Raw genomic sequence first — 22,601 nt, 5'->3', positions numbered from 1 at the left:
GGATCGGCTAAGAAGCTATGCGGGGGAGCGGTGCCGGGCGATGGACGGGAGCCGGTGGTCGTGGTGAATATCGCCACCGCCGCGGCGGAAGTCCCCGGGGCTCGCCCCGGTCTCCCTGCGGAAGAAGCGGCAGAAGTACGCCGGGTCCCCGAACCCGACCCGCCCGGCGATCTGACGCACCGACAACTCCGTGCGCAGCAGCAGCCGTTTGGCCTCGTGCACCCGGGCCTGCCGGATCAGCTCGCCCGGCGTGCGGCCGGTGGACGCCTTCACGGCCTCGCTGAGATAGCTGACCGAGACGCCCAGGCGCTCCGCGCACGTGCGCACCGAGGGCGGCGCGCCCTCCGGGGACGCGAGGAGCGTCACGAACTCCGCCGCCACCGAGCCGGGCCGCGACCGGGGCGGCGCGGCCACCGGCTGATGCGCGGGCAGCCGCGCGGCGCGCACCACCAGCACGTGCAGCAGAGCCCGCAGCACGCTGCGGAACCCCTCCGCCCCCGTGCGGTACTCGCCGTCCAGTTCGGCGACGAGGCGCGCGGTCCACTCCGCCGCGTCGCCGGACAGGTCCAGCCACGAGCGCCGGGTGAGCCCGCGCAACACCTCCCGGTCGGCGGGGTGGTCCAGGAGGAAGTCGTCGGTGAAGAGGATGACATGGCCCTCCAGACCGGTGACGTCCTGCCAGTGGTGGACCTGACCGGGAGCGATGAAGCCCAGGTTGGGCGGCCGCAGCGCGAAGCCCGTGAGGTCGACGACGTGTCTGCCGGTGCCGCCCGTGACATGGACGATCTCGTGGAAGGTGTGCCGGTGCGGGAACGGCGCGCGCGACATCGGCCCGATGGTGTCGAACGTGCCGATGGCGAACGGCAGCGCGTTGGGCATCGGCACCTCCAGGCGATGCATGGGCATGCCCTCCCCGGCGGGCTCTCCGTTGTTACCCTTGCCGGGCAAGACCGTTGTGCCGCGCATGCGTACGCTCCTCATCCGACGCCGTCCGCCACGGCCGCCGTCACACGACCGCGAGGCTGGTCCGGACCAGCCGGTCTCCCACGATGGCACGGTCGCCCGGACGACGTCAGAGTCATGTCAGCGCCGCTCGGCACGCTCGGAGACGCAGAGAACCGATCGAGCCACCCGAAACAAGCGCACGACACGGACCCAAGCCGCTGGGGGGACAGCAGACATGGCCGTCAGCAAACTCGCACGCGATCGGAACGGGCACGGGCACAGGTACGGGCATGGGCACGCGGGCAGGCCTGGCGGCGGGGAACCCGACGCCGCCGGCCGCCGGCCGGGCAGCCGCGGATGGCGTGCGGCCTTCGCCGGCGCCCTCGTCTGCGCCGCGGCCATGACCGTGTCACCGGCCTCCCAGGCCTCGTTGGCCACCGCGTCCACGCAGGCCACCGCGGCGGCCTGCCAGTCGCGGGCCGACGCCCGGCACACCGACTGGACCGGGATGCACTTCCTCGGCGACGTGGTGTGCTCGCACACCACCGGTTCGGTCCGCGTGCAGTCCACCACCGACAGCATGGTGAACGGCCGGATCGACTTCTCGCCCAGCTGGTTCGTCTGCTGGAAGCGCGGCAGCCCGTACCAGGGCGGGGACATCTGGTACTACACGCAGGGCGACACGGTCTCCGGCAGCAGGACGGCCAAGGGCTGGGGCTACCTCCCGGCCGCCGAACTCTCCTCGGCCACGCACCCGGTACCGGGCCTGAAGCAGTGCACCTGGTCATGAGCGACTGACACCGCCGACCCTCCGGACCTCTGGATGGAGCACGAGCATGCGTCCCACCCCACCCCGCGGCAAGCGCCGCGCGGCCCTCGCGGGCGCCGCGCTGAGCCTGGCCCTGACCGCGGCACTCGCCCCGACCGCCGCCCAGGCCGGCCCCGCCGACGCCACGGCCACGTGTTCGCTGCGGCAGAACCAGCCGCACAAGGACACGCTGGGCAACTATTTCAGCCTGGACCTGTACTGCGACAACCTCGCCTCCGACGCGTTCGGCCGCCCCGCGTTCAACGCGCCGGTCACCGGCCGCCTCAAGTTCTCGCCGAGCTGGTTCGTGTGCTGGACCGAGGGCGACGCCGCCCCCGACGGGAACAAGGTCTGGTACTACACGCAGAGCGACGAGGTCGTGAGCCTGCCCGGCATCAAGGGCTGGGGCATGGTGCCGGCCAAGGTCGTGCAGACCCAGAAGCACCCCTACCCCGGGCTGCCCCGCTGCCCCTGGTTCTGATCCGCCCCGCCCCTTCCCACGTACGCCCCCGTACGTCCCTTGTACGTCCCACCACCGCTCGGGAGAAGGTTCACCGTGACTTCACGCTCCAGCCGACGTATCCGTGTCCGTACGCTCGCCGCCACCCTGCTCGGCTGCGCGCTGCTGGCCGGGCCCGCCGTGGCGCTCGCCGGGGCCAGCCCGTCCGGCAAGGACGGCGGGACGGCCGCCGCCGACGTACAGATCAAGCAGGCCACCAACGGCGAGTGGCGCCACTGCCCCTACACCGGAACCCACCCCGAACTCGGCAAGGGCCACGCGAACGACGCCGTCGGGCACCTTCAGTGTGTCCTGAACAAGGTGTACGGCTACAAGAACGTCGCCATGGACAAGATCTTCGGCGACGCCACCCTGGCCGCGGTCAAGAACTTCCAGCAGAGCGTCGGCCTGACCGCCGACGGCTTCGTCGGCCCCAACACGTGGGCGGCGCTGCACCCGTAGCGAGCCACTACCGGCCGGTGCCGGTGCCGGGCGGGTCCAAGGGGCGGGCTTCGGCGACCAGGAGGGCGACGTCGTCGTGGTCGTCGGAGTGCCGCAGGGACGACAGCAGCCATTCACAGGTCTCGCCGAGCGGACGGCGCGGCTCGTCGAGCAGGAGCAACAAGGCGTCCAGGCGCTCGTCGATGGGGTGATGGCGGGTCTCGACGAGGCCGTCGGTGTAGAGGAGGAGCCGGTCACCCGGATTCAGTTCGAAGCTCATCGTGCTGAACGGGATGCCGCCCACGCCGAGCGGAGCCCCCGTCGGCACGTCGAGCAGTTCGGGGCGCCGGCCTTCACGGGCGAGGACGGGCGGCAGGTGCCCGGCGTTGGAGATGCAGCAGGTCCGCTCGTGCGGGGTGTAGATGACGTAGGCGCACGTGGCGATGTAGTGCTCCAGGCTCCGGGCGATCTTGTCGAGGTGGCGCAGGACCTCGTCGGGCTCCAGGTCGAGGTCGGCGAAGGCGCTGGTCGCCGCGCGCAACCGCCCCATGGCGGCGGCCGCGTCGATGCCGTTGCCCATGACGTCGCCTATGACCAGGGCCGTCCGGTCGCCGTCCAGCGGGATGATGTCGTACCAGTCGCCGCCCACCTCGCTGGAGGCCTCGGCCGGCTGGTAGTGCGAGGCGACGTCCAGGCCCGCGAGCCGCGGGGGCACCTTGGGCAGGAGGCTGCGCTGGAGGGTCACGGCGGAGTTGCGGATGCTCTCGTGCCGGCGCGCGTTGTCGATGGCCACGGCGGCGCGGGCGGCCAGCTCCTTGGCGAGGAGTACGTCGTCCTCGTCGAAGGGCCGCTGATTGCGCGCGCGCAGCAGGTCGAAGGCGCCGAGGATCTCGTTGTGCGCGATGAGCGGCACGGCGACGTAGGAGTGCACACCGGCGCGGGCCAGGGTCCGCGCCGCCTCCGGGTCGCGGGCGATCCGCTGGAGGTCCTCGGGCCCCGCGTGTGTCACGAGCACGGGCTGTCCCGTGCGGACGCAGCGGGTGACCAGCCGTTCGGCCCCGTACTCGGCGACGTCGCCCACCTGGTCCATGGCCACGGTGGCCTCGGACGGGTAGGCGGAGGCCACGGCGAGCGCGCGGAAGACCTTCGCGCCCTCCTCGGACTCCGTGGGGCGGCGGAAGGCCAGTACGGAGTCGAGCACGTCCACCGCGGCCATGTCCGCCAGCTCGGGGACGGCGACCTCCGCCAGTTCGTTGGCGGTCTGCACCACGTCCAGGCTGGTGCCGATACGGCCGGACGCCGTGGCGATCAGTGTCAGATGACGGCGGGCCCGCTCCGCCTGGGTCTCGGACCGGTGGCGTTCCGAGACGTCGATGACGGAGTTGGCGACACCGATCACCCGCCCCGTCGGCCCTTCCAGCCGGTAGTACGACACCGACCAGGCGCGGTCGGTGCCCGGTGACGCCAGGGTGCGGCCCACGACGTAGTCGTCGGTGACGGGGGTGCCGGTGCTCAGCACCTGCCGCAGCGCCGACTCGATGCGGTCGACGTCGAGGAACGGCAGGATGTCCCGCGGCCTGCGGCCGATGTGGTCGGCGGCCGGCACTCCGTTGATCCGTTCCAGGGCGGGGTTGACCAGGAGGTAGCGCAGGTCGGTGTCGAGGAGCGCGAGCCCGATGGGGGACTGGTACACGAGGCGCTCGGACAGCGCCAGGCCCGTCTCCACCTGCTGCAACGTGGACTGATCGGCGGCGATCCCCAGGGCGTAGACATCGCCCAGGTCGTCCAGCAGCCGCATGTTGCGGAACTCCACCACCCGCGTGCTGCCGTCCTTGTGCCGCACCGGGAACGCCCCGGCCCAGCTCGCCCCGGTGCCCATCACCTCGGTGAACAGCTTGGCGACCAGACCGCGGTGCTCCTCGTGGACCAGCAGCTGGGCCGCGTACTGCCCGAGCGCCTCCTCGGCGGTGTACCCGAAGACCTCGTCCGCCTGCGGGCTCCAGAAGACGATCCGCCCACTGCTGTCCAGCACCACGGCCGACACACTGAGCAGATCGAGCAGGCCGCCCGGAGGCAGGGTCGCCGAGGCGTCCGTCGCCCCGTCGTTCCGCAACGGCTCGTCTGTACCCATCGCGCCCACTCCCTCCTGGCCGCGCCCGGGGGCTGCGCGGCCGGCGGCGTGTATCCCTCCATCCTGCGCGAGGAACCGGCCGACGCACGACCGGAGGGCGCCGGAGCGTGTCCCGAACGACCCGAACGAGGGGTGAGAACGCACCGGCCGTCGAGGCCGGGCCGGCGGCAACCGGGGCGTCATGCCGTTCGCCCCCCGGAACCGGCCCGAGCAGGCGTTTCACGGGGTTACCGCCTCGCCCGGCGGCTCCACGGACCATACTGGTCGGGCCCTGACCGCCCACAGAACGATTCCATGGCCAAGAACAGCACCTCATCGATCACCGTCCCCGACACCGCGTGGCTGGGGCGCGGGCGCCACCTCGGGCCCGAGCCCGAGCAGGACGTCCGGCGCAACCTGATCGCCCTCAAGGCGGCCGGGGTGCTCGACGACCACCTGGACCTCGACCCCGCCGAGGCGGCCCGCTCCACCGTCCTCCACCCGCGGGACGAGTCCGCCGACCCCGGCCCCGCGGCCCGCCGCCTCTTCGAGGCCCGCTGGCAGGTGGCGGACGGCGTTACGGTCCGCGCCCAGCTCACCACGTACGCCCCCGAGACGCGCCGCAAGGACGGTGAGGGCGTCGTCTGGGTCCTCGCCGCCGAGGCGGAGCAGCCGTGGCAGGCGCACTGGCCCTCGCCCGCCACCATGTTCTGGCCCGACAGCGACCGGGTCGCCTGGGACCACGACACGGTGGAGGACCTGCGCCTGCGGGCGGCGAACCACCTGCCGAAGGACGACGACGAGCTGCGCCACCGGCTGCGGGAGTGCACCCGGCAGAGCTGGTTCATCCACGTCGTCGTGCACGAGGCGATGACTCCGGACGCCCGGGGGCAGCAGCCGGTCTCGGTCTTCCTGCCGCCGAGCCTGCGGCACCGGGTGGTCGAACACCGCGGCACGCCCGAGCAGGCGCAGATCGCCGACTTCGCGATGAAGCGGGAGCTGGGCGTGCGGATGCCGCGCGGCGGTGCCGTGGTCCTGCCGACGGCGCCGCGGACACCGGAGTACGACGCGGAGCGCTTCTCGGTGCGCAGCGTCTTCCTGGACGGCTCGGAACCGACCGAACTCCTCGACAGGATCAAGGAGTTCGCCGCCCTGCCCCGGCCGCTGCCCGCCGAAGCCGAGCAGGCTCTGACCCGCCTGCGCCAGGGCTGGCACCTGCTCACCCCGGACGAGGAGCTGGCGCACGCCCGGGCCATGGTCACCCGGTACGCCGAGGCGCTCGACGCCATGACGAAATCGCGTGACCTGTACCGGGAGGCGGCCGAGGCGGCGCAGGCCGCGCTGGCGGAGACGGCCGGCGGCGACGCCGTGTCCCGTCCGCTCGCGCCCGGCCCGGGCAAGGCGGAGAGCTCACCGCTGAGCGCCCTCACGAAGGCGTTCGGCCGCTTCCGGGACCCGAACAAGTAGGGGCCGCGCGGCGAGGCGGGTTGCCCCGCCCCGCGGCCCAGGCACGGCCCGGGAGCATCCTGGTCGCCGGGCGGCTCCGCGGCGGACGTGGTGCCTGACCGCCTCCGGGATGGCGCCGGGGCCGGTCAGGCGCCGATCAGTGGTGCGCGTCCCGTGCCCCGGAGGGGGGTGGCGAGGGCGGCCAGTGCCTTTTCCAGGCTGTGCAGGTGGGCGAGGGCGGGTTCGGCGACGGCGGCCTGCGGCAGGTCGCCGGGTGCCGTCGCCCCCGACGCCGCACCGGGCGCCGTCAGGGCCTCGACCGCCGCCTCGACGCGCCAGCACGCGGCGGCCAGGCGGGCGTCGTGGGACGCCTCCGGGTCGGCCGCGACGGCAGCCAGCCCGCGCACCTCGTGCGCGCAGGCGTCGAGCAGGGCGAGGACCTGGAGAGCGCGCTGCTTGCGGGCGCGCAGCGGGCAGAGCGGATGCACGAGCGGCGCCACGGAGAGACGTACCCGCCCCAGCAGCGCCTCGAGTTCGGTGACGCGGTGGGCGGGGTCGGCGTCGGTCGCCCCGGCGAGTCGCGCGGCGGCCTCCGCGGTGCAGGCGTGCACGCAGCGCAGCGCGCGTTCGATCCACCCGTGGGTCGTGGCGTGGGTCGTGATGGGCAGGACGAGCAGCACCGCGAGCACCGCCCCCAGGGCGCCCACGCCGGTCTCCACCAGCCGCAGCACGAGCAGATCGCCGTTCAGCACCCCGATGAGGCCGTACAAGGAGCTGGCGAGCACCGTGACCGAGAGCATCATCCACGTGTACGACACCGCGGCGGTGTAGAAGATGCCGAAGACGCTGACCGCGACCAGCGCCGCGCTGGGCACGGCCGCGCCGTTCAGCGGTACGACGAGCACGAACCCGGCGCCGATCCCGAGCAGCGTGCCGAGCAGCCGGCGGAAGCCCCGTACGAGCGTCTCGCCGCGCGAGGTGGTGTTCACGAACACCCACCAGGTGGCGCCCACGGCCCAGTACCACCGCTCACCGGAGACCAGCTGGCCCAGCGAGAGCGCGAACGCGCCGCCGAGCGTGGCCTGGACCGCCTGCCGCGTGGTCGCCCGGGCCAGGCCGCGGCCGGTCGGCGGGACCGGCGGGACCGCGGTCGGCAGCCGTCGTTCGTAGCACCACAGGCCGAAACGCACGGCCGAGGAGGCGAGGAGGGAGAGCAGGACGGCGGCGTAGAGCTCGGGCAGCTGCTGCCACTCGGCACGCAGGAACTGCGTGATGAAGAAGGTCATGAACGCGAAGACGCCGAGGGAGTGCCCGCGCGGCCCCCACCGCCGCGCGTAGACCCCGACGCCCATCACGGTGAGGAACGCGATGTCCCGCGCGACGGGAAGGTCGTGCAGACCCGCGGCCAGCGCGAGGACGGGGAAACCGACGGCCGGCAGCAGCGCGGTGGTGACCGCCTGCCCCCGTACCGTCGCGTCGGTCACGGTGAAGAGGGCGAGGAGGGCGGCGAGGCCGCCGATGATCGCGGCCATGAGCGAGTGCCCGGCCAGACCGCACACCGCAACCGCCAGCCCGATGCCGAGGACGGCCCGCGAGGCGAAGCGCAACCGCACCCGTCCCGCATCCGGAGCCACGAACATCCTCTTCAGCACTGCTTCCCCGCCCTTCCGCGACGTGCTCGACATGCCCACATGAAAAAGGCGCCGCGGGAATCCGCAGCGCCATCGACAGCCCCATCTCATCATCTACCCGCCCCTTGGCTCAACCGGTGTCTTATGTGCTGGGCCATTGGCTCACCGTAGCCCGGTCGCGTCGAAGTGCGAGCAGGCCAACGGACCAGGGAGGCGGCCGGGGAAACGGAACGAGAGGTCGGCACGGAGGCGAGGGGTCGGCACGGAGGCGACATGAGAAGACCCCGGCTGGACGGGGGAGACTAGCCGGGGTCGTCACGGGTGGCCTGCGGAGGGCGGTCGCCTCTCGGCGAAAGGCTCCATGGGGCTTCAGCCGAACGATCGTCCCCATGGGCTATAGGTGAGGCCCGGGGACACTGTCCCCTCCGCAGCCACACCTAGGGGAACGGCCGGCCACATCCGGTTGTTCCGGGCCTTCCCGCCTTATCGGCGTGACCTGGGACACACGTGGTGGTCAAGGGAGAAGCGCCGTAGGACGGGGTGCACGGAGGAGTGGGTCCAGCCCCACTTCCGGGGCCGGTCGCGCGCCAGGCAGACTCCGACAGGGGTCGATCCGGCGAACGTGAAGGACGTGGAGACAATGGCCGTGCGGCGGTGGGTGTCGTGGGCGGAGAGCGCCTGCGTGGGGCTGGTACGGGCCTGCGCGCTGACGGTGGTCGCCATGGCGGCCCCGGCCGTGTGGGCCGCCGCCGTGGCCCTGGCGGTCCGGTGGGGCCCGGGGAACCCCTGGTCATGGGTGGCGGCCGCCGTACCGGCCTGCGCCGGCACCCTCGCCCTCTCCCGCCCGGCCTGCCGCATGGTCCGCCACCTGGTCGCCCGGTGGACGGGCACCGTCATCCCGGCCGGTTACCTGCGGGCCGCGCCGGTGCTCCAGCTCTCCACCGGCTACTGGTGGAACGGCTTCGGCTACGAACGCACCCGCCGCGACGCCCGCATGGACCAGCGGTGGCGGCTCCGGTGGACCGACCCCGCCACCTGGCGCGACCTGCGTTTCACCGTGCTCGCACCGGTCACCGTGGGCGTCACCGCGGCCGTCCCCCCGGCCGCGTGCACGGCGGCGGTCCTCGGGCTCGGCCATCCCGCGCTCCCGGCCCGCCTCCTCGGCGTGCTCGGCCTGGCCGCCGGGGTCGCCGCGGCCCCGTACGCCTGGCGGACCGCCGTAGCGCAGGCCGTCCGCCTGCTGCGACCGTCGCCCGCCATGGCCCTGGCCGACCGCGTGGGTGAGCTGACCGCCCAGCGCGCCGACACGACCGTCGCCCAGGCCGCCGAGATCAGCCGCATCGAGCGGGACCTGCACGACGGGGCCCAGGCCCGGCTGGTGTCGCTCGGGCTCGCCCTGGCCACCGCCGAGAAGCTGATGGGAACCGACCCCGAGCGGGCCAGGACGCTGATGCGGGAGGCGCGGACCGGTGCCGCCACCTCCCTCACCGAACTGCGCGAACTGGTCCAGGGCATCCGCCCGCCCGTACTGAACGACCGCGGCCTCGTCGACGCCGTGCGCGCCCTCGCCCTCGACAGCCCGCTCGAAGCGACCGTCAGCGCCGACCTGCGGCTGCGGCCGGACCCGCCGATCGAGTCCGCCGTCTACTTCGGGGTCGCCGAACTGCTCACCAACGCGGCCAAACACGCCCACGCGACACGCGCGGAGATCTCCGTCACCCGGGACGGCACCGACCTCGTCGTCGACGTGGCGGACGACGGCCGCGGCGGAGCCGCCGTACGCCCCGGCGGCGGGCTCGACGGGCTGCGCCGCCGCCTCGCCGTCTTCGACGCCACCCTGGAACTCACCAGCCCGGCAGGCGGCCCCACGCGCGCGAGGATGGTCGTGCCGTGCGCGTAGTCGTGGCCGAGGACCTCTACCTCCTGCGGGACGGCATGGTCCGTCTCATCGAGGCGTACGGCCACGAGGTGGTGGCCACCGCCGCCACCGGGCCCGAGACGCTCGACGCGCTGCTGACCTGGCGGCCGGACGTCGCCGTCGTCGACGTCCGCATGCCGCCGACCCAGTCGGACGAGGGCCTGCGCGCGGCACTCGCCGCCCGCCGCCACCTGCCCGGACTGCCGGTCCTGATCCTGTCCCAGTACGTCGAACAGCTCTACGCCCGCGAACTGCTGGCCGACGGCGCCGGAGGCACCGGGTACTTCCTCAAGGAGAGCGTGTTCGACGCCGACCAGTTCATCGACGCCCTCCAGCGCGTGGCCGACGGCGGAACCGCCATGGACCCGGCCGTCATCGCCAGACTGCTCGCCGGCGGCTCCTCGAACAGGCGGCTCGGCGGCCTCACCGAACGCGAGCGGTCCGTGCTCGCCCTCATGGCCGAAGGCTGGTCCAACCAGGCCATCGGCCGACGGCTCTTCCTCAGCGACAGCGCCATCAGCAAATACACCACCTCCATGTTCGGCAAACTCGGCATCACCGACGACAACGACAGCAACCGCCGCGTCCTCGCCGTCCTCGCCTACCTCAACACATCGTGACGTACCGTTCGCAGCTCGCCGACTCGACCGCCGCTGCCGCCACCTGGTCTAGACCGACTGCTAGCGTCGGCCGCGTGAGCGGCGCCACGGACGCGGCGCCCTGTTCGAGAGGGGACAGAAGTGGGCGACGACAACCGCGCCGGACGGGCATACATCGGGTCCTTCACCGCGGCCGGGGGGCTCGGCATCCTCACCGCGGCCGTCGACGAGGACACCGGCGCGCTGACCGTCCTCAGCACCACGGACACCGTCGCCGATCCGTCCTACCTCGCGCTCTCGCCCACCGGCGACACCCTCTACGCGGTCAGCGAGACGTCGGACGGTGCCCTCGCCGCGTACCGCCTCGACGGCGACAAACCGCACCTCCTCGGGCGCCCCGTGCCGGTCGGTTCGGCCCCCACCCACCTCGCCCTGTACGACGGCCACGTGCTCACCGCCAACTACCGCTCCGGCAGCGTCACCGCCGTGCCGCTGCGCCCCGACGGCGGCCTCGCGGCCCCCGCGGGCGAACTGCGCCACACGGGGTCGGGGCCCCACCCGCAGCGCCAGCAGGGCCCGCACGCCCACCAGGTCCTCGCCGACCCCAGCGGCCGCTGGGCGGTCAGCGTCGACCTCGGCACGGATTCCGTCCGCGTCTGCGCGCTCGACGACGACGGGCCGACGCTCCACCGCGAAGTGGCGCTGCGCCCGGGCTCAGGGCCGCGCCACCTCGTCTTCCACCCGCGCGGCGACCGCGCGTACGTCCTCAACGAACTCGCCCCCACGCTCACCGTCTGCGCCTGGGACGCCGCCGACGGCACGCTCAAGCCGCTCGGCGAGGTCTCCGTCCTCGTCGACGTCCCGGACGGCGACGTCTACCCGTCCGAGGTCGTCGTCGCCCCCGACGGCCGGTTCCTGTGGACCGCCACGCGCGGCGCGGACGTGATCTCAGTCCTCGCGCTCGACGAGGCCGGCGACGCGCCCCGCCTCGCCGCCACGGTCTCCTGCGGCGGGCACTGGCCGCGCGACCTGGCCATCGACCCCTCGGGGCGGCATCTGTACGCCGCCAACGAGCGCTCCGGCGACGTCACCTGGTTCACGGTCGACCACGCCACCGGGCTCCCCCGGAAGTCCGGCTCCATCGAGGCGCCCGCCGCCTCCTGCGTGATCTTCGGCTGACCGACGGGCTCAGGCCGGAATCCGCACGCACATACGCGAATGGGCCCGCCCCCACATCGGGGCGGGCCCATCGGCGTACGTGCGCGGGGGCTCAGTGCACCGGCGCGCCCGAAGGCTGCTGCGGGGCGATGCCGAGCGCCGTCGTGTACTTCGAGAGCGCCAGCTTGCCGATCGCCGGGTACGGGCCGAGCGGCTCGGCGACCGAACAGCCGGCCTCCTTCGCCGCCGCGTCGAGCAGACCCGCGTCCAGCTCGGGGCCGATCACGTACGGCGCCAGCGCCAGCTGCGCCGAACCGGAGCCGCGCAGCTGCTCGGCGGTGGCCGCGATGGCACCCTCCTGGTCGAGCGCGGCGGCCATCACCGGCACCGCGAGGCGCGCGGCGAGCAGCATGCCGGTGATCCCGGCGGCCTGGACGGCCTCCTCGCCGCCGACCGTGGCGAGGACGATGCCGTCCGCCGCGGTCGCGACGGTGAACAGACGCGCCCGGTCGGCGCGGGCGAGCCCGGCCTCCGACAGGCGCACGTGCAGCGCCTCGGCGAGCAGCGGGTGCGGGCCGAGCACATCGGCCAGCTCGGCCGCGGCACCGCTGCCGACGACCGCCTGCCGTATCCGGTCCATCAGCGCGCTGTCGGGGCCCGCGAGCAGCGGCACGACGACCGCCACGGGGCCCTCCTGCGGCGCGGCCGGAGCGGCCTCACCGGCCTCGGCGGCGGCGGCACGCGCACGCTCGACGCGGGCGGCACGCTGGGCGGCCGCGTGCACGAGCACGGAGCCGAGCGAGGGGAACTCGGGGAAGGACGTGACGGTGGCGTCCTCCTCACCGTCGACGTAACCGATACGGGCGTCCAGGCCGGGCAGCTCGGAGCGGGCGATGCTCACGACTTCCTCGGCGAGGCCGCGCGTGGTGGTGCTGGGGGCGCCCGGCACGGCGAGGACGAGTGCGGGCGCGCCCTCAGGAGCCGCGACGGGCTCCGGACGGCGGTGCCGGCCCGGCTGACGGGGGCGCGGCATTCGTACGGGCAGGCCGGATGCGGGCCCAGTGGAGGAGCTCATGCGCCCGCATGCTACTGGCTCGCGCGGCCGCTCTGTTCGGGGAGGGTGCAGGTGAGCGGTATAAGTCCGTTTTTGTCTGATGAATTACGCAGAGGTCAACTGACACCTTCCTCATGCACCTTCCGGGCGGGCAGAATGCACGGAGAGCAGACACGCGTCCTGCGGCAGCCGCAGCCGGTCCAGAGCGATGTCGGCGGCCACGCGCAGCGCGCCGTCCAGCGGGTCACCGGCCGCCGGGACCTGCCGCGCCCGCGGCAGTTGGGCCGCCAGCTCCTCGCGCAGCGGCACGAGCAGCGGCTCGCCCAGCTTGAACAGCCCGCCCGTGAGCGCCACTTCGCACGCCGCGTCCTCGGGGTAGGCGGCCGCCGCGGCCTCCGCGATGTGCCGTGCCGCGTCCCGCAGGATGGCGCCCGCCACCGCGTCCCCCGCCGCACAGCCGGCCACCTCCGGTGCGAACGAGGCGAGGACCGCCGGCCGGTCGGCCCGGGGATAGAGCCGGCCCGGCAGCCCCGCCACCGGCCCGAACAGCCGCTCAGCGCGCACGAGGAGCGGCCGTGAACCGCCCCGCCTGCCGTCGTGCGCCCGCATCGCCGCTTCGAGCCCCGCCCGGCCGATCCAGGCGCCGCCGCCGCAGTCCCCGAGCAGATGCCCCCAGCCGTCGGCCCGCCGCCAGGCGGTGAGGTCCGTGCCGAGCGCGATCAGGCCGGTGCCCGCGGCGACGACCGCGCCGGGGCTCTCCCCGAGCGCGCCCGCGTAAGCCGTCACGGCATCGGCGGCCAGTGCCACGCGCCGCACGCCGAGCGCTTCGCCGAGCGCGGACGGCAGTTCGGCCCGCAAGTCCTCGCCGAGCGTCGCCAGGCCCGCGGCCCCGACGGCGACGGCCGTGATCCGCCCGCCGCCCGCCCGCTCCAGCAACGCCCGCGCCATGGGCAGCAGTTGCCCCAGCAGATGTGCGGCGTCGATACCGCGTGGCCCCGTGCGCACCGGCTCCGCGGAGCGCACCGGCTCCCCGGCCGGGACGGGGCGCGGCACACCGCCGTCCGGCACGGCGAGCGCCACCCGCAGCCCGGAGCCGCCCGAGTCGACCCCCAGGACGTACACCGGCCGCGGCTCGGTCACGGCAGCCGCCAGTCCACCGGTTGCGCCCCCTGCTGGACCAGCAGCTCATTGGCGCGGCTGAAGGGGCGCGAGCCGAAGAAGCCGCGGTCGGCCGACATGGGGGAGGGGTGCGAGGACTCCACCGACGGCAACTGTCCGAGCAGCGGCCGCAGATTGCGCGCGTCACGCCCCCACAGGATCGACACCAGCGGCTTCCCGCGGGCCGCCAGCGCCCGTATCGCCTGCTCGGTGACCTCTTCCCAGCCCTTGCCGCGGTGCGCGGCGGGCTTGCGCGGGGCCGTGGTGAGCGCTCTGTTGAGGAGCAGGACGCCCTGCCGGGTCCACGGCGTCAGGTCGCCGTTCGACGGCGGGGGCAGCCCCAGGTCGTCGCTCATCTCGCGGTAGATGTTGATGAGGCTGCCCGGCAGCGGCCGCACCTCGGGCGCGACCGAGAACGACAGCCCCACCGCGTGACCGGGCGTGGGGTAGGGGTCCTGGCCGACGATCAGGACGCGGACGTCGTCGAAGGGCTGCTGGAACGCGCGCAGCACGTTCGCTCCCGCCGGGAGGTAGGTGCGTCCCGCGGCGATCTCCGCGCGCAGGAAGTCCCCCATCGCGGCGATCCGTTCGGCCACCGGTTCCAGGGCCTTGGCCCAGCCGGGTTCGACGATCTCATGCAAGGGTCGTGGTGCCACGGCGTCACCCTACTGCCGTACCGGCGGTGTCGATCAACCGATGGCCGCGGCCCGCACGCACAGCACGTCCGGCAGGTGCGAGGCGAGCAGCCGCCAGCTGTCGCCGTCGTCCGCAGAGGCGTACACCTCGCCGTTGCGGTTGCCGAAGTAGAGGCCCGCCGGGTCGTTGCCGTCGCTGCACATGGCGTCCCGCAGCACCGTGCCGTAGTGATCCCCCTGGGGCAGGCCCGCGCTCAGCGGCTCCCAGCTCGCGCCCGCGTCGGCCGTGCGGTACACCCGGCAGCGGCGGCCCGCGGGGACGCGGTCGCTGTCCGCCTCGATCGGGAAGACGTACGCCGTGCCGCCGCGGTGCGGGTGGGCGACCACGGCGAAACCGAAGTCGGAGGGCAGGCCGCCGCCGATGTCCGCCCAGTGCGCCCCCGCGTCGTCGCTGCGGTACACCCCCCAGTGGTTCTGGAGATAGAGCCGGTCCGGGTCGGCCGCGTCCCGCGCGACCTTGTGCACGCACTGCCCGAACTCGGGGTCGGGCTCCGGCAGGAACACCGCCGAGACCCCGCTGTTCGAAGGGGACCAGCTCGCGCCGCCGTCCAGCGTGCGGAACACTCCCGCCGTGGACACCGCGACCGTCACCGCCCGGGCGTCGCGGGCGTCGGTCAGGATGGTGTGCAGTCCCTCGCCGCCACCGCCCGGCACCCACTTGGACCGTGTGGGGTGCTCCCAGAGCGGGCGGACCAGCGTGAAGCTCTCGCCGCGGTCCTCCGAGCGGTACAACGCGGCAGGCTCCGTGCCCGCGAAGACCACGTCCGGCTCCGCGGCCGAGGGGTGCAGCTGCCACACCCGCTCCAGCGACGCCCCGGTCTCCTTGGGGAACTTCACGGCGGGCTTCGACGGCTCCGTCCACGACCGGCCCAGGTCGTCGGAGTGGAAGACGGACGGGCCCCAGTGCGCGCTGTCGCCGCCGACCAGCAGGCGGGGCGTGCGCCCCCGGGTGTCGATCGCGACGGAGTACACCGCCTGGGCGTTGAAGTACGGGCTGTCGTCGAACTCCCAGGCGTCGGCGCCGTCACGCCTGCGGCCGATGAAGAGGCCTTTGCGGGTGCCTACGGTCAGAAGAACATCGGCCATGGCGGCCACCTCCGGACGTCGTTGTCTCAGGTATCCGTCAGTCTGCACCCCACCACTGACAGTCACCCTCCGGCGTCGCGTTCCCGCAGGTGAACGCCCGTGTCCCGGCTCTGTCGCGGGGCTCAGACGTCCCGGCCCGCGGGCCGGTCGGGCGCCGACAGCTCCGACGCGACCCGCGCGATCGTCTCCGGCCCCACCCGGCAGCAGCCGCCGACCAGCCGCGCCCCCGCAGTCCGCCAACCTGCCACCTGACCGGCCGTGAACCGTGCGGGACCGCGCCACATCCGCGCCTCGGCGTCCCATCGCTCGCCACTGTTCGGATAGACGACCACCGGCTTGCCGGTGACCCGCGCGGCCAGCGCCACCGCCGCCCCCGCGTCCCGCGGATCGCAGCAGTTCACGCCGACCGCGATCACCTCGTCGGCGTCGGCGGCGAGGGCGAACGCCTCGTCGAGTGGCTGACCCGCGCGCGTGCGGTCCCCCGCGACGCTGTACGACAGCCAGGCGGGCACGCCGAGGCCGCGCACCGCGCGCAGCAGCGCCCGCGCCTCGTCGGTGTCGGGGACCGTCTCCAGGGCGAGGACGTCCGGCCGCGCCGCGGCGAGGGTCTCCAGCCGAGGCCGGTGGAAACGCTCCAGCTCGGCCACGCAGAGCCCGTATCGGCCCCGGTACTCGGAGCCGTCGGCGAGCATCGCGCCGTACGGCCCCGCCGACGCGGCCACCCACACCTGGCGGCCCAGTCCGCCGCCCGCGCGCCGCGCCAAGGCCACGCTCAGGCGCAGCAGCTCCGAGGTGCGGCGCGTGTCGATGCCGTGCCGGGCGAACCCCTCGTACGTCGCCTGATAGCTCGCGGTGATGGCGATGTCGGCGCCCGCTTCGTAGTACGCGCGATGGGCGGCCTCGATCGCGTCGGGCCGGTCGGCGAGCAGGCGCGCCGACCACAGGGCGTCGCTCAGGTCGTGCCCGGCGGCCTCCAGCTCGTTGGAGAGGCCGCCGTCCAGCACGAGCGGGCGGCGGGCAAGGGCGTCGGCGAATCTCACCTCGCCGACGCTAGCCGAGGCGCGGCCGGCGGGAAGTGACAGGCCACCTGGTGCCCCTCGCCGTTCGGGGTGCTGACCGGCGGCTCGGTCGTGGCGCACACCTCCTGGACCAGGGGGCAGCGGGTACGGAAGCGGCAGCCGGACGGGGGCTTCGCGGCGGAGGGCGCCTCGCCCCTGAGCGGCGCGCGTCCGGCGGTGGAGACGGCCCCCGGGTCGGCCAGGTTCACCGTCTCCAGCAGCCCTCGCGTGTACGGGTGCAGCGGCTGCGCGTACACCTTCTCCGCGGGCCCGGCCTCCACCAGTTTGCCGAGGTACATCACCCCCACCGTGTCGGCCAGGTGGCGCACCACGGCCAGGTCGTGCGAGATGAACAGGTACGTCAGGCCGTGCTCGCGCTGGAGGTCCCGCATGAGGTTCAGGATCTGTGCCTGCACCGACACGTCCAGCGCGGAGACCGGCTCGTCGGCGACGACCAGATCGGGGGAGAGCGTCAACGCGCGTGCGAGCCCCAGGCGTTGGCGCTGCCCTCCGGAGAACTCGTGCGGGTAGCGGTGGACCGCGCCGCGCGGCAGGCCGACGGCGTCGAGCAGTCCGGCGACCCGCTCCTCCTGCTCGGCGCGGCCGCCGGCGCCCTGGATGACCAGCGGCTCCCGCAGGATGTCGGCCACCCGCATGCGCGGGTCCATCGCGGCGGTGGAGTCCTGGAACATCAGCTGGACGCGGCGCCGGTGCGCGCGCCGTTCGGCCCGTGACATCCGCAACGGATCGGCGCCCTCGAAGTACACCGTCCCGGAGGTCGGCTCCTCCAGTCCCGCGACGATCCGCCCGAGCGTGGTCTTGCCGCAGCCGGACTCGCCGACCATGCCGAAGGTCTCGCCCCTGCGGACCGTGAGAGTCACCCCGCCGACCGCGCTGACCGTGCCGCGGCCGCGCGAGAAGGGGCCGCCCTTGAGCGGGAACTCCTTGGTGAGCGCGTCGAGTTCGAGGAGTACGTCACCGGGGGCGGCGGCCGGGGGCACGGGCGGCGGGGTCACCACCTCGTCCTTGGCCGCGGCCTCCACCGGCACCGGGTGGAAGCACGCGAACCGGTGCTCGGCGCCCCGCTTCTCGTCGTGGGCGAGCGGCGGCTCCTCGGCGCGGCACTGGTCCGTGGCGAAGGCGCAGCGCGGCGCGAACCGGCAGCCCGTGGGCCGCGTCGTGAGGTTCGGCGGCAGGCCGGGGATGGTGTGCAGCTCCGTGCCGGCCGCGGCCGCGCGTTCGGGCAGCGCGGCGAAGAGGGCCTCGGTGTAGCGGTGGCGCGGGCGGGCGAAGAGGTCCCGTACGCCGGACTGTTCGACGACCTTGCCCGCGTACATCACCGCGACCCGGTCGACGCGGTGGGCGATGACGCCCAGGTCGTGGGTGACGAGGATCATCGCCATGCCGAGGCGGGCGCGCAGGTCGTCGACGAGTTCCAGGATCTGGTGCTGGGTGGTGACGTCCAGGGCGGTGGTCGGCTCGTCCGCGATGAGCAGCTTCGGCTCGCAGACCAGGGCCATGGCGATCGCCACGCGCTGGCGCATGCCGCCCGAGAGCTGGTGCGGGTAGGCCTTCATGCGTTCGGCGGGCTGTGGCATGCCGACCAGGCGGAGCATCTCCTCGGCGCGGGTCCGGGCCTCCTTGCGGCCGATGCCCGGGCGGTGCAGGAGCAGCGGCTCGGCGACCTGCGTGCCGATCGTCATGGTCGGGTTGAGGGAGGTCAGCGGGTCCTGGAAGACCATGCCGACGGTGTTGCCGCGTACGTCCTGCAGCACGGGCGCGGCAGCGGTGGCGAGGTCACGGCCGTCGAACAGGACGCGTCCGCCGGTGATGGCGCCGCCCGGCGGCAGCAGGCCCAGCACGGCGAGCGCGGTCATGGTCTTGCCGCAGCCGGACTCGCCGACGATGCCCAGCGCCTCGCCGGGGGCGAGGGTCAGCGAGACGCCGTCGAGGGCGTGGACGGTGCGCTCGCGCGAGGTGATGTCGACGCGCAGGCCGTCGAGAGTGAGGAGGGGCTCGGTGGTGGTCATCGGTGGGGTCTTCCTCTCAGCTCCGCAGCCGGACTTCGAACGCGTCCCGCAGCCCGTCGCCGATGAAGTTGAACGCGGCGACGACCAGCACGATCGCGATGCCCGGCGGGAAGATCAGCCACCAGTAGCCGTTCTGGGTGTAGGTGATGCCGGCGGACAGCATGGAGCCCCAGTCGGCCGAGGGCGGCGGGATGCTCAGGCCGAGGAAGGCGAGGTAGCTGACGTAGAGGATGGCGTCGGCGATCTGGAACGTGCAGTTGACGATGACCGTGCCGATGGCGTTCGGCACGATGTGCCGGAAGACGGCCCGGGTGCCGCCGCCGCCCATCATCCGCATGGCCTGGACGTACTCGCGGTCGCGCAGCGAGAGGGCCTCGCCGCGCACCAGGCGGGCGGGGGAGAGCCAGGCGACCGCCGCGATGATCACGACGAGGACGCCCTCGCTGGGCGTGATGATGGCGGCGACCACGACGAGCAGGAACATCGCGGGGATGGCGAGCGCCGCGTCCGTGATCCGCATCAGCACGGCGTCGACCCAGCCGCCGAAGTACCCGGAGACCGCGCCGTAGACCGTGCCGAAGAGGGTGGCCAGCAGCCCCGCCGCCAGGCCGATCTCCAGCGAGGTCCGGCCGGCCACCATCAGGCGGCCGACCATGTCGTAGCCGAGGTCGGTGGTGCCGAGGAGGTGGCCGGGGCTGCCGGGCGGGAGGTTCGCCCGCGACAGGTCGGTGTGGATCTGCTCGGTGGGGTGCAGGAGCGGGCCGAGATAGCTGAACGCGAGCAGCAGGGCCAGGATCACCATGCCGGTCAGGGCGAGCTTGTTGCCGGTGAAGACCCGCAGGGTGCGGCGGGCGAGGGAGGGCGTGGCGCGCGCCGCCTCCTCCTGGCCGGGGGCGACGACAGGGGCGGCGGGGGTGCTCATGCCACGCTCCGTATCCGGGGGTCGAGGACGGCGTACAGGATGTCGGTGAGCAGGGAGCCGACGACGGTGGCGACGCCGATGACGAGGGTCACGCCGAGGAGGACGGGGAAGTCGGAGCCCTGCGCCGCGTTCCAGAACAGCAGCCCCATGCCGGGGTAGTTGAACATCGACTCGACGACGAGGGCGCCGCTGAACAGCGTCGGCAGGTAGAGGCCGAGGAGCGTCGCGAGCGGGATGAGCGCGTTGCGCAGGACGTGCCGCACCACGACGCGGCGGCTCGACTGGCCCTTGGCCAGCGCGGTGCGGACGTATTCCTCGGTGAGGTTGTCGAGGACCGCCGAGCGCATGTAGCGGCTGAACATCGCGATGACGGCGAAGGCCAGCGTGACCACCGGGAGCACCAACCCGGCGAGGTCGCCGAGGAGTTCACCGATCGTCTCCCCCTGTGGCGCCTCCGCCGGGAGGACCGGCATGACCTGCGCGAACAGGATGATCATGACGAGGCCGAGGAAGAACACCGGCGTCGCGTACAGCAGGAAGGCGAGGCCCGTCAGCGCGTAGTCGGCAGGCTTGCCGCGCCGCACGGCCTGGAGCAGGCCGAGCGGGACGGCGATGGCGACGGCGAGCGCGGTGGACAGGACGGTCAGGAGCAGGGTCTTCGGCAGGCGCTGCTTCAGCAGGTCCAGGACGGGCGAGTTGAGCTTGAAGGACTCGCCGAGGTCGCCGGTGAGCAGTCGCTTCAGGTACATCGCGTACTGCGTTGGCAGCGAACGGTCGTACCCCTGCTGGTGGTTGAAGTGCTCGATCTGCTGCGGCGTGCCCTTGGGGCCGAGGATGGCGCGGGCCGGGCCGCCCGGCAGGAGGTGCAGGAGCACGAAGACGATGACGGAGACCAGGAAGAGGACGACGAGCGCCTGGAGGAAGCGCTTGACCAGAAAGCCGGTGAAGCCGGTCACTTCTCGGCTCCCTTCTTCTCGACGCGCCCCTCGACGTGCCTCTCGACCTGCCTCTCACCGTGCTTCTCGTCGTCTTTCTTGACGTAGTACCAGTGCTGGGGCGCGAAGGTGACGGTCGGGTTCTGCGAGACGCCGCGCAGGTCGTTGCGGATGACGGAGACCTGGTAGGCCGGATTGGGCATCCACATCACCGGAAGCTGCTCGGCCAGGTACTCGCCGTACTCGTGCACGGCCTTCATGTCGGGGGAGTACTGCACCGCCCGGATGACGCGGTCGGCCTTCTTGTCGCTGTAGTTGCCGAAGTTGGCGGAGGCTCCGGTGGAGAAGAGCTGCTCGCCGCTGGGGTTGAGGGGGTAGTACCAGCTGCCGGCGGTGCCGAAGAAGGACATGTCCCAGTCGCAGCCGGGGTCCTTCGCCGTGCAGGGCACGGAGTTGCCGAGCACGGAGTTGAGCGGCTGTTGACGGACCGTCAGCTCTATGCCGGCCTTCGACAGCGACGACTTCAGCTCCTGCATCATGTTCGTCGTCTCGGTCGAGCCGGACTGGGAGAGCAGGGTCAGTTCGAGCGGGGTGTTCTTCCCGATGCCCTTCCCGCACTGGTCCTCGCCGGTTCCGGAGCGTACGCAGCGGGCGGTGCCGTCCTCGACGCGCCAGCCGTGCGTGGCCAGCAGGCGCCGGGCCTTGCCGACGTCGTACGGGTAGTGGTTCTTCTCCATGGCCTCGGAGAGGTACTGGCTCTTCGGCGTCACGGGCACCGGGCCGAGCGTCGGGGTCGCGCCGCCCTGCCAGATGACCTCGCTCATGGCCTTCTGGTCGACGAGGTGCTGCATGGCCTGCCGGATGTAGAGCTGGTCCATCAGCGGGCCGCCGCGCGTGGAGTTGAAGTTGTAGACGATGTACGTCGCCGCCCAGCCCTCCCACGGATCGACGTGGTACCCCTTGGCCTCGAACTTCTCCTTCTGTGCCATCACCGACGGCGGGATGTAGCCGTAGTCGACGCCGCCGGAGCGCAGCACGTTGTACTCGGAGTCGGCCGTGGTGAAGGGCTTGAAGACCACCTTGTCCAGGTGGGGGCGCTCGGACCGCGGGCCGGTGTACTTCTCGTTCGGCACGATCGTGACCTGCCCGCTGTCGCGCCAGCCGGCCAGCTTCCAGGGGCCGTTGACCGTCCGCCAGAGCGGGTCGGAGCCGTACGAGCCGAGGCTCTTCGCGTGCTTCGTGAGCCGCGCGAAGACCGCCGTGGCGCCCTCGGGGGTGCGGTCCCAGTCGCCGATCTCGCCGCCGTCGGTCCGCGCGTCCCAGGTGTGCTGGGGGAGGGCCCGCATCAGGGTGAGCTGGTTGGCGGTGAACCAGTCCGGGTTGTAGGCGCGGGTCAGGTGGAGCCGCACGGTGTGGTCGTCGAGCGTCTCGAACCGCTTGATGTTGTCCGGCATCGTGCCGACCGAATAGGCGGACCACGCGGCCTTGTTGGCCTTGACGAGGCGGAACCAGAACTCCAGGTCGCGGGCGGTGACCGGCGTGCCGTCGGACCACGTCACGCCCTTGCGCAGCGGCACCGTCACGGTCGTGTTGCCGTCGCCGTACCTCGGCTCCAGGCCCAGTGTGCCGGGCCCGTGCGTCGTCAGCTCGCCCTTCTCCTTGTCCTGCACGGCGTCGTAGACGGGTGTGAACAGCAGGGACTGGATGCCGTAGTTGTACGAACCGCCGTAGCCCGGCGGGCTGATCGGGAAGATCCAGTTGGGCGTGGCGGCCGGTGGGAGCGCCATCGTCGCCGTGCCGCCCTCGACCGGAGTGCCACCGGTGGGACCCATGTCGATGCGGCCGCCCTCACGAACGCAACCGGTGAGGGCGGTGGGGACGGCCGCGAGGAGGATCAGGGCTGCCGCCGCGGACCTGAGTGAGCGCATGGCGATGGGCCTCCAAGGGGACGGGCCGGCCACCGTGCACCAGAACGACGGGGCGGCGCCCGAACGCTAGGCCGCCCCGGAAAAACAAGTCAATAGCTTCCTTCGGAATGAACGCCAAAACCCGCTGGGGGTCGCGGACTTGGTTTGGTAAGGCCTAGTGTTCGGGCGCAGTTCAAAGGA

General features: G+C 73.1%; 19 protein-coding genes. 7 read left to right on the top strand and 12 right to left on the bottom strand.

The annotated features are described in order from the left end of the window. Window positions 1–15 precede the first annotated feature (15 nt). Window positions 16–966: a helix-turn-helix transcriptional regulator gene (locus J2N69_RS04465; RefSeq protein WP_230899570.1), complete on the bottom strand. Its 951-nt coding sequence runs from the start codon at window positions 964–966 to the stop codon at window positions 16–18. Window positions 967–1,345: 379 nt separating this feature from the next. On the opposite strand from J2N69_RS04465, the gene J2N69_RS04460 reads away from it, so the two are divergent. The 3 genes from J2N69_RS04460 to J2N69_RS04450 all read left to right on the top strand — a co-directional run bounded on the left by J2N69_RS04460 (window position 1,346) and on the right by J2N69_RS04450 (window position 2,714). Continuing rightward, window positions 1,346–1,735: a hypothetical protein gene (locus tag J2N69_RS04460; protein WP_127910812.1), complete on the top strand. Its 390-nt coding sequence runs from the start codon at window positions 1,346–1,348 to the stop codon at window positions 1,733–1,735. A 46-nt stretch (window positions 1,736–1,781) separates the two neighbouring features. Continuing rightward, window positions 1,782–2,234 (top strand): hypothetical protein, encoded by a 453-nt coding sequence (locus J2N69_RS04455; RefSeq protein WP_230899569.1) that lies wholly within the window; start codon window positions 1,782–1,784, stop codon window positions 2,232–2,234. 75 nt (window positions 2,235–2,309) lie between these two features. Continuing rightward, window positions 2,310–2,714, top strand: a complete 405-nt coding sequence (locus J2N69_RS04450) for a peptidoglycan-binding domain-containing protein (RefSeq protein ID WP_230899568.1) — start codon at window positions 2,310–2,312, stop codon at window positions 2,712–2,714. A 7-nt stretch (window positions 2,715–2,721) separates the two neighbouring features. Here J2N69_RS04450 and J2N69_RS04445 read toward each other — a convergent pair whose 3' ends face one another. Further along, on the bottom strand, window positions 2,722–4,824 hold the full coding sequence (locus tag J2N69_RS04445; protein ID WP_230899567.1) for a SpoIIE family protein phosphatase: 2,103 nt from the start codon (window positions 4,822–4,824) through the stop codon (window positions 2,722–2,724). Window positions 4,825–5,118: 294 nt separating this feature from the next. Between J2N69_RS04445 and J2N69_RS04440 the strand changes: the two genes are divergently transcribed. After that, window positions 5,119–6,270, top strand: coding sequence for a hypothetical protein (locus J2N69_RS04440; RefSeq protein ID WP_230899566.1), 1,152 nt, complete (start codon window positions 5,119–5,121; stop codon window positions 6,268–6,270). A gap of 125 nt (window positions 6,271–6,395) precedes the next feature. Here the strand turns inward: J2N69_RS04440 and J2N69_RS04435 are convergent, their stop codons facing one another. Further along, window positions 6,396–7,901: an FUSC family protein gene (locus tag J2N69_RS04435; RefSeq protein ID WP_230904575.1), complete on the bottom strand. Its 1,506-nt coding sequence runs from the start codon at window positions 7,899–7,901 to the stop codon at window positions 6,396–6,398. Window positions 7,902–8,520: 619 nt separating this feature from the next. Between J2N69_RS04435 and J2N69_RS04430 the strand changes: the two genes are divergently transcribed. The 3 genes from J2N69_RS04430 to J2N69_RS04420 all read left to right on the top strand — a co-directional run bounded on the left by J2N69_RS04430 (window position 8,521) and on the right by J2N69_RS04420 (window position 11,576). Next, entirely contained in the window at window positions 8,521–9,780 is a 1,260-nt protein-coding gene (locus J2N69_RS04430; protein ID WP_230904574.1) for a sensor histidine kinase, read from the top strand. Then, entirely contained in the window at window positions 9,771–10,418 is a 648-nt protein-coding gene (locus tag J2N69_RS04425; RefSeq protein WP_230899565.1) for a response regulator transcription factor, read from the top strand. Before J2N69_RS04430 ends, J2N69_RS04425 begins: the two co-directional genes overlap by 10 nt. Window positions 10,419–10,538: 120 nt before the next feature. Beyond that, on the top strand, window positions 10,539–11,576 hold the full coding sequence (locus J2N69_RS04420) for a lactonase family protein (protein ID WP_230899564.1): 1,038 nt from the start codon (window positions 10,539–10,541) through the stop codon (window positions 11,574–11,576). A 91-nt stretch (window positions 11,577–11,667) separates the two neighbouring features. Here the strand turns inward: J2N69_RS04420 and J2N69_RS04415 are convergent, their stop codons facing one another. The 9 genes from J2N69_RS04415 to J2N69_RS04375 form a co-directional block, all read right to left on the bottom strand. Further along, a complete protein-coding gene (locus tag J2N69_RS04415) occupies window positions 11,668–12,630 on the bottom strand; it encodes a sirohydrochlorin chelatase (protein ID WP_230899563.1) in 963 nt (320 codons plus the stop codon). A 111-nt stretch (window positions 12,631–12,741) separates the two neighbouring features. Then, window positions 12,742–13,749, bottom strand: coding sequence for an N-acetylglucosamine kinase (locus J2N69_RS04410; RefSeq protein ID WP_230899562.1), 1,008 nt, complete (start codon window positions 13,747–13,749; stop codon window positions 12,742–12,744). Beyond that, complete coding sequence (locus J2N69_RS04405; protein ID WP_230899561.1) at window positions 13,746–14,423, bottom strand: uracil-DNA glycosylase; 678 nt, start codon at window positions 14,421–14,423, stop codon at window positions 13,746–13,748. The genes J2N69_RS04410 and J2N69_RS04405 overlap by 4 nt, the downstream gene beginning before the upstream one ends. Before the next feature lie 33 nt (window positions 14,424–14,456). Next, on the bottom strand, window positions 14,457–15,548 hold the full coding sequence (locus J2N69_RS04400) for a WD40/YVTN/BNR-like repeat-containing protein (RefSeq protein ID WP_230899560.1): 1,092 nt from the start codon (window positions 15,546–15,548) through the stop codon (window positions 14,457–14,459). Between the two features lie 122 nt (window positions 15,549–15,670). Then, window positions 15,671–16,588: a homocysteine S-methyltransferase gene (gene mmuM / locus J2N69_RS04395; protein ID WP_230899559.1), complete on the bottom strand. Its 918-nt coding sequence runs from the start codon at window positions 16,586–16,588 to the stop codon at window positions 15,671–15,673. Then, the gene (locus J2N69_RS04390; RefSeq protein ID WP_230899558.1) at window positions 16,585–18,636 is read right to left on the bottom strand and encodes an ABC transporter ATP-binding protein; all 2,052 of its coding nucleotides are present in this window, start codon (window positions 18,634–18,636) and stop codon (window positions 16,585–16,587) included. Before J2N69_RS04390 ends, mmuM begins: the two co-directional genes overlap by 4 nt. 16 nt (window positions 18,637–18,652) lie before the next feature. Continuing rightward, window positions 18,653–19,558, bottom strand: coding sequence for an ABC transporter permease (locus J2N69_RS04385; RefSeq protein WP_230899557.1), 906 nt, complete (start codon window positions 19,556–19,558; stop codon window positions 18,653–18,655). Next, window positions 19,555–20,514 (bottom strand): ABC transporter permease, encoded by a 960-nt coding sequence (locus J2N69_RS04380; protein ID WP_230899556.1) that lies wholly within the window; start codon window positions 20,512–20,514, stop codon window positions 19,555–19,557. The genes J2N69_RS04385 and J2N69_RS04380 overlap by 4 nt, the downstream gene beginning before the upstream one ends. Then, complete coding sequence (locus J2N69_RS04375; protein ID WP_230899555.1) at window positions 20,511–22,421, bottom strand: peptide ABC transporter substrate-binding protein; 1,911 nt, start codon at window positions 22,419–22,421, stop codon at window positions 20,511–20,513. Before J2N69_RS04375 ends, J2N69_RS04380 begins: the two co-directional genes overlap by 4 nt. Window positions 22,422–22,601 lie beyond the last annotated feature (180 nt).

The sequence above is a fragment of the Streptomyces huasconensis genome, assembly GCF_021028635.1.
Lineage (GTDB): Bacteria > Actinomycetota > Actinomycetes > Streptomycetales > Streptomycetaceae > Streptomyces > Streptomyces huasconensis.
This window is presented reverse-complemented; position numbering and strand designations above follow the sequence as displayed.